Source organism: Stieleria sp., assembly GCF_041595215.1.
Lineage (GTDB): Bacteria > Planctomycetota > Planctomycetia > Pirellulales > Pirellulaceae > Stieleria > Stieleria magnilauensis.
Window position 1 is genome coordinate 1 of record NZ_JBFHKV010000182.1, and the last position, 10,281, is coordinate 10,281.

Consider the following 10,281-nt stretch of genomic DNA (forward strand, 5'->3'; position numbering starts at 1 on the left):
GGAGGAGACGGCGACACGGCCCGAGTTTGATCTCGAACAACGATCCCAGGACCACTGGGTCTGGCAACCGATTCGATCGCCCCAGCCTCCCGAGGTGAAACACGACACCTGGCCGCGACAGTCGCTGGACCATTTCGTGCTCCACAGGCTCGAACAGGCGGGGCTGAAACCGTCCACCGACGCAGACCGATCGGCGCTGCTGCGACGCGTGTGCTTTGATTTGATCGGCTTGCCGCCGACCCCCGAACAGGCCGAACGATTTCTCGGTGACCAGTCGCCCCAAGCGTTGCAGCGGCTCGTCGACGAACTGCTCGACTCTCCGCACTTCGGCGAACGTTGGGGCCGTCATTGGTTGGACCTGGTCCGCTACGCCGAATCGCGCGGCCACGAGTTTGACAACGATGCACCCAACGCATTCCAGTACCGCGACTACATCATTCGCGCGCTCAACGCCGATGTGCCCTACGACCAATTGATTCGCGAACACATTGCCGGTGATCTGCTGGAACGGCCACGGACGAACCCCGACGAGGGATTCAATGAATCGATTCTGGGAACCGGATTTTGGTTTCTCGGCGAATGGGTCCATTCTCCGGTGGATATCTTGAAGGACGAGAGCGACCGCTTCGACAACATGATCGATGTCATGTCGAAAGCGTTCCTGGGTGTCACCGTGTCCTGTGCCCGCTGTCATGATCACAAGTTTGATGCCATCTCGACCGCCGACTACTACTCGTTGACCGGCTTCCTGCAAGGCAGCGATTACCGGCAGGTCCGTTTCGAGTCGATCGAACACAATCGCAAGATCGCCGATAGCCTGTCGGCAGTCGATGCCAAGTATCAAAGCTCGGTCGAACAACTACTGGTCGAACGTCAGTTAGCGCCCGAGCCCGTCGCCCCGATGAAACCGGAGTTGGCCGCGGCGATCGTGTTCGACTACGAAACCCTCTCCGTGGACCAGTTCTATCAAGACGGGTTTCTGTTCGGAGACCGGCCGCGGCGTGCCGGACAAAGCATCGTCGCCGAAAAGGACGACAAGCCGGTGATTGAATTCACGACCGTTTCCGCAGCGGTCAGTGATCCCTTTTGGAACGGACTGCAGTCGGTCAGCGAGACGGGGATGAACAACCGCAGCCGGCTGGCCAATCTGCCCCGCAGCGGACGCACCTTGCGGACGCCGACGTTCACCTTGACCGACGGCAACGTCGCCTGTCGGGTGCGTGGTGCCGGTCACGTCGTCGCCTGCGTGGACTCCCACCGTTTGATCGCCGGCCCGCTGCACGGCGAGACGATCAAGGCGATCAAAGCGACCGATGATTGGGTGCAATTGAATCTGAATCGTTACGTCGGCCATAGGCTGCACCTGGAATTCACCCCGGACGAAAATGCCCAGCTGGAAGTTTCGTTGATCACGCAAGGGGCATCGAAATCGGATCGACAACGTCTCCAGCAGCGACAACAGTCAATCGCCGCCAACGTGGAGAAGATGGCAAGCCAGGCCCGCGAGATCCTGGCGGACGAGCTTTCCGAAATCGCCCGCCTGTGGTCTCAAGAACGATCACAACTGCAGTCTCAGATCATGCACCGATCTCGACTGGCCATGGCGATGCTCGATGGGACAGGCGAAGACGCATCGGTTTACATTCGTGGCAATTCATCGAAGCCCGGCCAGATCGAACCGCGACATTTTCTGACCGCGATTTCCGGTGACGACCCGATGGAAATTCGATCGGGCAGTGGACGACGGGAACTGGCCGAACACATCAACGATCCCGGCAATCCGCTCACGTCTCGCGTCATCGTCAATCGAATCTGGCATTACTTGATCGGCCGAGGCATCGTGCCCACCACCGACGATTTCGGCGTGTTGGGCCAGCGACCGACGCACCCGGATTTGTTGGATCACCTGGCCACCCAATTCCGTCAGGACGGACAAAGTCTGAAGCGGATGATTCGGCGGATCGTGCTCTCGCGTACCTATCAGATGTCCAGCCTGGCCGATCCCGCCGCGGTGGCCGCCGATCCCAAAAACCTGCTCTTTCACCACCGACCCCCGAAACGCCTCGAAGGCGAAGTCATTCGGGACGCGCTGTTGTCGATCTCCGGAGCCTTGGACCCGGTGCAATTCGGCGAGCCGATTCCGATTCACCTGACGGCGTTCATGGATGGACGTGGCCGGCCGGGACGGAGTGGCCCGCTTGACGGAGCACGTCGACGATCGATTTACACCGCGGTGCGACGCAACTTTCTCTCGCCGTTCATGTTGACGTTCGATACGCCGGTTCCGTTCAGCACGATGGGGCGACGCAACGTGTCCAACGTCCCCGCCCAAGCATTGATTCTGATGAACGACCCGTTGGTGGTTCAATTGGCCGGCCAATGGGCCGACCGGGCTCGCTCGTTGCACTCGTCCAGTGAGCCGCGGATCCGCTGGATGTACACGTCGGCCTTTGCCAGACAACCGACCGAACAAGAACTGGCCGTCGCCCAGGCGTTCTTGGATTCCCAGCGCGACGCCCGCCAAGTGGATCCCGACGACGCCGGATTGTGGAGCGATTTCGCCCACGCGCTGATCAACACCAAGGAGTTTATTTTTCTGCGATGACCAAACACTCTCTTTTTCCCTGCCAACGCTATCAAGCCCAGCCGAGTTCGCGTCGCGACATGCTGCGACGCTGCGCCAGCGGCTTTGGGGCCGTCGCGTTGGCCGGTTTGGCACAGGACGCCGCTTATTCTTTGGAATCGACTCAATCGGAGGAACTCGGCAAAGCCGGTCACGGCCCGCATCACCACGTACGTGCCAAGAATGTGATCTTCTTGTACATGGATGGCGGACCGTCGCAGGTTGATACCTTTGATCCGAAACCGCTGTTGACCAAGTTCAACGGCAAAGACCCCGGCACTTTGTTCGACGTCGAACCGACTCAGTTCAACAACAACGGCACGGTGCTGGCGAGCCCCTGGGAGTTCCAGCAGCACGGTGAATCGGGCATCCCCGTCAGCAGCCTGTTTCCCCACGTGGCGACCTGTGTCGATGAGCTGGCGGTTGTGCGATCGATGGTGTCGGAGTTTCCCGAACACACCTTTGCCAACTACTTTCTGCACACCGGCAGCGGTCTGCAGGGGCGTCCGAGCATGGGGGCCTGGGTCAATTATGGCCTGGGCAGCGTGTGCCAAAACCTGCCCGGTTTTGTCGTCATCAACGGTGGACTGATCCCGCCCGGCGGACTGGATTGTTTCGGCAGCGGATTTCTGCCCGCCAGCTACCAGGGATCGGTCTTCAAACCTTCCGGAAGTGGCGTCGCCAACATCGCGCCGACCGAGTCGTCTCCGCAACGCCAGCGTGAGAAACTCGATTTGATCGGCCAGTTGGATGGCTTTGCCTCCCAACAGTTCGGCCGGCACGATAGCCTGGATTCTGCAATCCGAAATTACGAACTGGCCTATGCGATGCAGATGGCGGTTCCGGAAGTGATGTCGATCAAGGACGAACCCGCCCACGTCCAAAAAATGTATGGGATGGAATCAACGTACGAACCGACACGGATTTATGCAGCGCAGTGCTTGATTGCTCGTCGAATGATCGAAAGTGGAGTCCGGTTTGTCGAGCTGACGTGCCCTAAGGTCGGCGGTGATCGTTGGGACCAACACGGCAATCTGAAACAGGGGCATGAAAACAACGCCCGCGCCGTCGACCAGCCCATCGCCGCGCTGTTGAAAGACCTTCGCCAGCGCGGAATGCTGGACGAGACATTGGTCGTTTGGGCGGGCGAGTTCGGACGCACACCCTTTGCCCAAGGCAAGGACGGACGCGACCACAACCAATTTGGGTTTACCGTCTGGATGGCCGGCGGTGGCGTCAAACGCGGCACCACGTACGGGGCGACCGACGAGTTCGGTTACAAGGCGATCGAAAACCGCGTCGAAGTCCACGATCTGCACGCGACGATGCTGCATCTGATGGGCGTCGATCACACCCGGTCGACCTTCCGATTCGGCGGACGCGACATGCGGCTGACCGACGTCAAGGGCCACGTGGTCCATGACATCATCGCGTGATGCCCGAAGTGGGGCAAGCATCCTGCTTGCCACCCCCGTCGTCTCCGCCGGCGACCACAAACCAGTAACCCCATGCCACTTGCTTTGGCACTAAAACAGTTAGCGGAACGGCGTGAGCCGTCCGGTTTCACCATGAAAGACCGGAGGGTTCGCGCCCTGCCGCTCTTACCCCTTCCAACGCCCAACATTCCCCAGTGCGAAATGAATCTCCAACACCCAATCACGTCCGTTGACCAACAGCCACGCGCTGTCACCCAAACCCTCGACGGAACTACGGAGACCGGGCCCGTCCGACGCTGCAGAAATCTCGTTCGATCGATCACCGCCGTGTTGTGCTGCGTCGTCACACTCTCCGCGTCCCATGCCGCCGAGCCGACGACCCATGGTTTTCTCGCTTGCGGCGGAGCGACGTACATCGTCGATGGCAATGGAAACAAAACATGGACCTACCCCCACGCCACACGCGATGGATACGTTCTGGAAAACGGCAACATCGTCCTGACACTCAACAAGGGGAAACGATACTCCGGCGGTGCCGTCGTTGAAATCACTCCCGATGGACAGGAAACGCTGATCTGGAAAGGCACGCAGTCGGAAGTCAACAGCGCCCAGCCGACGGCCGATGGGACGTTCGTGATCACCGAAGCCGGCACGAACCCGCGGTTGATCGAGGTGGATCGTTCCGGAGCGGTGCGGGTTGAGTTCCCGTTGGCCTGTCAAAAAGAAAACCATCACATGCAGACGCGGATGGCCAGAAAGCTGGCCGATGGAACGTACTTGGCGCCGCATCTGTTTGATTTCGCGGTCTTTCATTACGACGCCAAGGGCCGCGTCCTCGGTCAGCTCGACACAACCGTGCCCGGGGATACCGAGCATGCCATCCACACTTGGCCGTTCACCGCGATTCGCCACGGCGATGACCAGACCCTGGTGTGTTGTACACACGGAAACCGAGTGGTCGACTTCGATGCGTCCGGGGAAATCGTTTGGCAGTTGACCAACGACGACCTGCCCGGACCCTGGTTGCAAGATCCTTGCGGCAGCCAAGTGTTGCCCAACGGCAACGTAGTGATCACCAGCTATGCCGGCGGACGAAAGGATCCCGCGGCGCCAAAGATGTTTGAAGTCACACGCGACAAACAAGTGGTTTGGAAATACACCGACGGCAAGAAAGTCGGCATCCACCACTTTCAAATCCTCGACACCAACGGCGAAAAACTGACCGGGTTACCGCTGAAGTGATGGAGGAGGGTGTGACGTGGTCTGTCATGCATTACCCCGAGCAAGTAGGGCATGCTGTGCATGCCAATCGTCACGCACGGCGTGACCTACGTGTCTACGCGTCTGGCCGACCGTCACGCACCGCGTGACCTACGTGTCTGGCCAATCGTCACGCACCGCGTGACCTACGTGTCCTGTTTCAACTTGCGGTAGATCGTCTTTCGGTCCAGTCCGAGGATTCGGGCGGCTTGCGTCTGGTTGCCGCCGACCGCTTCGAGCACATGGTTGATGTAGCGGCGTTCGATTTCTTCCATCGGGACCAGTTCACTCGGATCCAAGCCGCCGATGAACAGCGTGCCGGCGGAGAAGTTGCTGATCTTTTCCGGCAGGTCTTCGATCGTGATCTTGTCGTAACGCGTCAACGCGACGGCGCGTTCGATCACGTTGCGCAACTCGCGAATGTTACCGGGCCAAGAATACGCGAGCAGTTTTTCGGCCACGCCTTCGGCAAACCCGTCCACCGATTTGCGTTCGGATCTGGCAAACTGTTTCAAGAAATGTTCCGCCAGTCGTAGCGTGTCGGTTCCCCGGGCTCGCAGCGGCGGCAGTTGGATGCCGATCACGTTGATCCGATAAAACAGGTCCTCGCGGAATCGCCCCTCGGCGACGGAGGTTTCCAAGTCACGGTTGGTTGCCGTCAAGACACGAACGTCAAAGGGGATGTCCTTGTCGCTGCCCACCGGACGGACAGATCGTTCTTCCAGGGTCCGCAGCAACTTGACCTGCATCGGCATCGGCATCTCGCCCATTTCGTCCAACAGCAGCGTTCCACCATTGGCTTCCAGAAACAGCCCCCGACGTTCGCTCCGCGCGTCGGTGAAGGCTCCCTTGACGTGGCCGAACAGTTCACTCTCGAGCAATGTTTCACTGAGCGCGCCACAGTTGACGGCGACAAACGGTTTTTCGCTCCGCCGGCTGTTGGCATGGATCGACCGGGCGACAAGCTCCTTGCCGGTTCCGCTTTCCCCACAGATCAGAACCGCGGCATCGGATTGTGCGACACGTTGCAGTTGTTCGTACAGTTTCACCATCGCGGGACTTTTGCCGATCATCTCCCCGAACGCGCCGATGTCGTCCGACGATGCGTTCAGCAATCGGACTTGCTCGGACAGTTGGCGATGTTCGATCGCCCGCCGCAAGGTGATCGCCAGCAGATCCATCTCGATCGGCTTGGTGATGAAGTCGTACGCACCGGCCCGCATCGCCGTGATCGCGGTTTCCAACGTTCCGAAAGCGGTCATCACGATCACCGGCACATCGGGTCTGGTTTCGGTGAACTGCCGGCACAGTTGCAAACCCGTCGTGCCCGGCATTTTCACGTCGGTCAGCACCACATCAAAGTTTTCTTGATGCAAGGCCTCCACCGCGTCCGCTGCCGACAGACACCAGCGGCTGTTGATCCCGCGCAGTCGCAGATCGGTCTCGATCAACTCACACATGTTTCGTTCGTCGTCCACGATCAAGACGTTCGGGTTAGACATGGTTCCGTTCATGATGGGGCGTTGGCTGTTGGTTCTTCGGCGGCGGCTGATGGTTTTTCGGCGGCGGGCAGGGAGACGCTAAACGTGGTTTGCACGTTTTCTTTGCTTTGAACGTCGATGTCCCCGCCATGTTCTTGCACGATCCCGTAGGCGATCGACAGTCCGAGCCCCGTTCCCTGTCCGATATCCTTGGTGGTGTAGAACGGTTCGAAGACGTGATCGAGTTGTTCCGGCGGGATGCCTCGGCCTTGATCGGTCACGTGGACCACCATCCGATCGCCCTGCGAGGACTGTCGTCGCTCGAGGGCCACAGTGACGGTGCCGCCGTCGGGCATGGCCTGGACCGCATTGGTCAGGAAATTGGTCAGCACTTGTTGGATCTGAGTGGCGTCACCGCGGATCGGGTAGGCTTGATCGTCGCAGCGGAGATCAATCTTCACGGACGATTTATCCGCGATCGGTTCGATCAAATCACAGGTGGTCCGCGCGATTTGGCCGATGTCGATTCGCGTGTGGGTGGTCGGCGATTGGCGTGCAAAATCCAACAACTGACGAATCAACGTGGTCATCCGTTCGGCTTCGGACTTGATCGTTTGAGCGCTTTGTCGGACTTCCTCGGGCGACAGTTTTCCGCTCGCGATCAGACTGGCCCGGCCCGCAACGACATTCAACGGCGTGCCCATCTCGTGCGCCATGCCGGCGGCCAGCGTGCCGACGGTTCCCAGCCGATCGGTGTGGCGAATCGTGTTCTGTTGCTGGTCCAGCTGTCGGCTCATCTGGCTGATCGCTTCGGCCAGCGATCCGAGTTCGTCGCTGCGTTTCAAGGCGGGCGGTTGAGGCAACTTGCCTTCTCCGATCTGGTGGACTTGATCGATCAGCTTTTCGAGCGGTTTGCCGACCAGTTGGACGCCGCCAAAGTAAATCATCATGCCGGACAGGGCGGCAACGCCGAGCAGCGACAGAAGAGATGCGATCATGGAATCGCGTATGAATTGTTCCTGGTGCTTCATCGATTGAGACACTTCCACGCCGCCGGCTTGCGAACCGTCGATTTCCAACGGGACAAACGTGTGGGCGACGGTTTCGCCGTCTTTGTCGGAAACGGAGATTCGAGAGACTTTTCGCGACGTGATCTTGGTTTCCGAATCGCCGGCCGGCACGCCTTCGACCCAACGCAGTTCTTGGCCGGGAATATGACGCGCGGTCACTTCGATGGCCTGTTGAATGGTCACCACACCGCCGTTGCGATAGGCGTCGTCGATCGCGGGCTTGAGCGCTCCGACGACGTCATCGACGTGGTTGGCACGTAGCTCTTCGTCCCACTTGAGTTGTCGTCGAATGGTTTGCCAGGAGAACAGGGCGACGATGCCCAGCACGCCCAGCATGAACAGGAGGATTAATTTGGCGGCAAGTTTCATCGTTCATTCCTCGTCGATCGAAGCGAGTCACCAGGATACCCTTTGGCATCGGCCGTCAAAACGTGGGCCAGCAAAAAGAGCGACCAACGCCGCGGGGACGTTGGTCGCATGTGGTTCGCGCCTCCTTGCTCGGGTGGGGAATCTTATCCTTCGATGACAACGAAGCGGGAGCCTCGCTCGCTGCGAACCAACAACAGGAGGGTTCCGTCCTCGTCCGATTTGACCGCGTTTTCAAACTCGGCCATCGTCGAGACGTCTTGGCGATTGACCTGGGCAATCACCATTCCGGGGCTCAACCCGGCTTGCTCGGCGCGGCTGCCTTCCTGGACTCGCGTGACCACGACGCCCGCGGACTCCTCCAGGCCGAGTTGCTTGGCGACGTCGGCGGTCAACGGAGTGACCTCGATGCCCAGCGACTGCATCTTCACACCGCCGGGTTTCTGTTTCGGTCCGGCATCGGCAAAGTCATTCGGTGCCGCTTCGGGTTCATAGGTCAACGCGACCGTTTTCCCGTCACGCACGATCTCCACCGAAACCGTCTGCCCGATGGCGGATCGTTCGACGGCCAGTTGCAGTTGTTGCGGGGTGGCGACCTTGGTCGATCCGAACTTCACGATCACATCGCCCGACTGGAAACCCATCTTGGCCGCCGGCGTGTCGGGGAACACGTTGGTGACCGCCACACCGCCTCGGGGAGAGACGCCGAGCTGGCCGGCCAATTCATGGGACACCGGCTGAATGGCGACGCCCAAGTAAGCCCGCTGCACCGTACCGCTGGCAACCAATTGATCGCTGACCCAACGGGCCATGTTGGACGGCACGGCAAATCCGACGCCGTTGTTTCCGCCGCCGCGAGACGAGATCGCGGTGTTGATCCCGATCACTTCGCCGTACAGGTTGACCAACGGGCCGCCGCTGTTACCGGGGTTGATCGCCGCGTCAGTTTGAATGAAGTTCTCACGAGCGGTGATGCCGATGCCGCGATTCTTCGCGCTCACAATCCCTGCCGTGACGGTGCTTTCCAGCCCGAACGGCTGTCCGAGTGCGACGACCCAGTCGCCCACCGACGTCGTGTCGCTGTCGCCGAGTTTCGCGGCCGTCAACGAATCGTCGCCGTTGATCTTGACCACGGCGATGTCGGTTTTCGGGTCTGTGAACACTTCGACCGCCTCAAATTCGCGGCCGTCGTGGGTCTTCACGATCACGGTCCCGCCGCCTTCGACGACGTGGTTGTTGGTCAACACGATCCCCGACGTGTCGATGATCACGCCCGATCCGATGCCGCCTTGCGAACGCGGAGCCTGACGCGGGGGCATGCCGGGTTGCATCGGGATTTGGCCGTCGCGGAACATGTCTTCAAACGGTGTCCCCTTGAACGGATTGGGCGTATTCTTCGAGTTGCCGTCGGGAGCAGCTTTGGCGGCACGCCAGGACGTGTCCGGGCGGTTCTCGATGGCCACGACCGCCGGCAAGACGCGATCGGCTACATTGCGAAACGCTTGCGAGAGTGAATTGGCGATGTTCAGCTGTTCGGGCGTGATCGCCGGTGACGGCGCGGGGCGTGTCACCGCGGCCGGCGCCGGTGTGGTATCAATTTTGGTCATCGGAGCAGCTGCCATCAACAGACCGGTTGCTGCCAACGTCAATGGTGCCGCGACGAGTGCTGTCCTTAGACGGCTCTTGTGCTTCTTCATGGTTTGATGTCCTTCAATCAGACGGAGGAGGTTGCAGCGGCAACACGCCGCGTCATCGATCCGTCTGAAAGGCACGCCGCGTACCAGAGCGGCATCGTTGCACTCGGAATCTGCGTCCGTCCCGTTATTTACGGCACCAAACATTTTTCGTTGCTGGCCTCGGGCGATTGACTGGATCCAGTCGATCCGTCCCAAAAAGTCGCGGCGGGGCAGAATGCCCCAGCGGGAGATGATCGGATTTGCGCCGAACGCAACGATGCGATCTGGTTTACAATGCCGACGCCGTGGCGATCGCATCCACGACGTGCACTTGCTGTCGGATGACATCTGCCTTGTGCTACGTTTCAC

At 59.9% G+C, this 10,281-nt stretch carries 6 protein-coding genes; 3 read left to right on the top strand and 3 right to left on the bottom strand.

The window, feature by feature from the left end; all coding sequences use genetic code 11:
- The 3 genes from ABX749_RS09495 to ABX749_RS09505 form a co-directional block, all read left to right on the top strand.
- A partial coding sequence (locus ABX749_RS09495) for a DUF1549 and DUF1553 domain-containing protein (RefSeq protein ID WP_372895764.1) occupies positions 1 to 2,605 on the top strand: 2,605 nt, incomplete at its 5' end.
- 59 nt (positions 2,606 to 2,664) lie between these two features.
- The gene (locus ABX749_RS09500; RefSeq protein WP_372895768.1) at positions 2,665 to 4,059 is read left to right on the top strand and encodes a DUF1501 domain-containing protein; all 1,395 of its coding nucleotides are present in this window, start codon (positions 2,665 to 2,667) and stop codon (positions 4,057 to 4,059) included.
- Positions 4,060 to 4,377: 318 nt separating this feature from the next.
- Positions 4,378 to 5,301 (top strand): hypothetical protein, encoded by a 924-nt coding sequence (locus tag ABX749_RS09505; RefSeq protein ID WP_372895769.1) that lies wholly within the window; start codon positions 4,378 to 4,380, stop codon positions 5,299 to 5,301.
- 164 nt (positions 5,302 to 5,465) lie between these two features.
- On the opposite strand, the gene ABX749_RS09510 is transcribed toward ABX749_RS09505, so the two are convergent.
- From ABX749_RS09510 to ABX749_RS09520, 3 genes are all read right to left on the bottom strand, one after another.
- On the bottom strand, positions 5,466 to 6,821 hold the full coding sequence (locus ABX749_RS09510) for a sigma-54-dependent transcriptional regulator (protein WP_372895765.1): 1,356 nt from the start codon (positions 6,819 to 6,821) through the stop codon (positions 5,466 to 5,468).
- 8 nt (positions 6,822 to 6,829) lie between these two features.
- Positions 6,830 to 8,239, bottom strand: a complete 1,410-nt coding sequence (locus ABX749_RS09515) for an ATP-binding protein (RefSeq protein ID WP_372895766.1) — start codon at positions 8,237 to 8,239, stop codon at positions 6,830 to 6,832.
- Positions 8,240 to 8,382: 143 nt separating this feature from the next.
- Positions 8,383 to 9,933 carry a Do family serine endopeptidase gene (locus ABX749_RS09520; protein WP_372895767.1) on the bottom strand — a complete coding sequence of 517 codons (1,551 nt, stop codon included), beginning with the start codon at positions 9,931 to 9,933 and terminating at the stop codon, positions 8,383 to 8,385.
- Positions 9,934 to 10,281 lie beyond the last annotated feature (348 nt).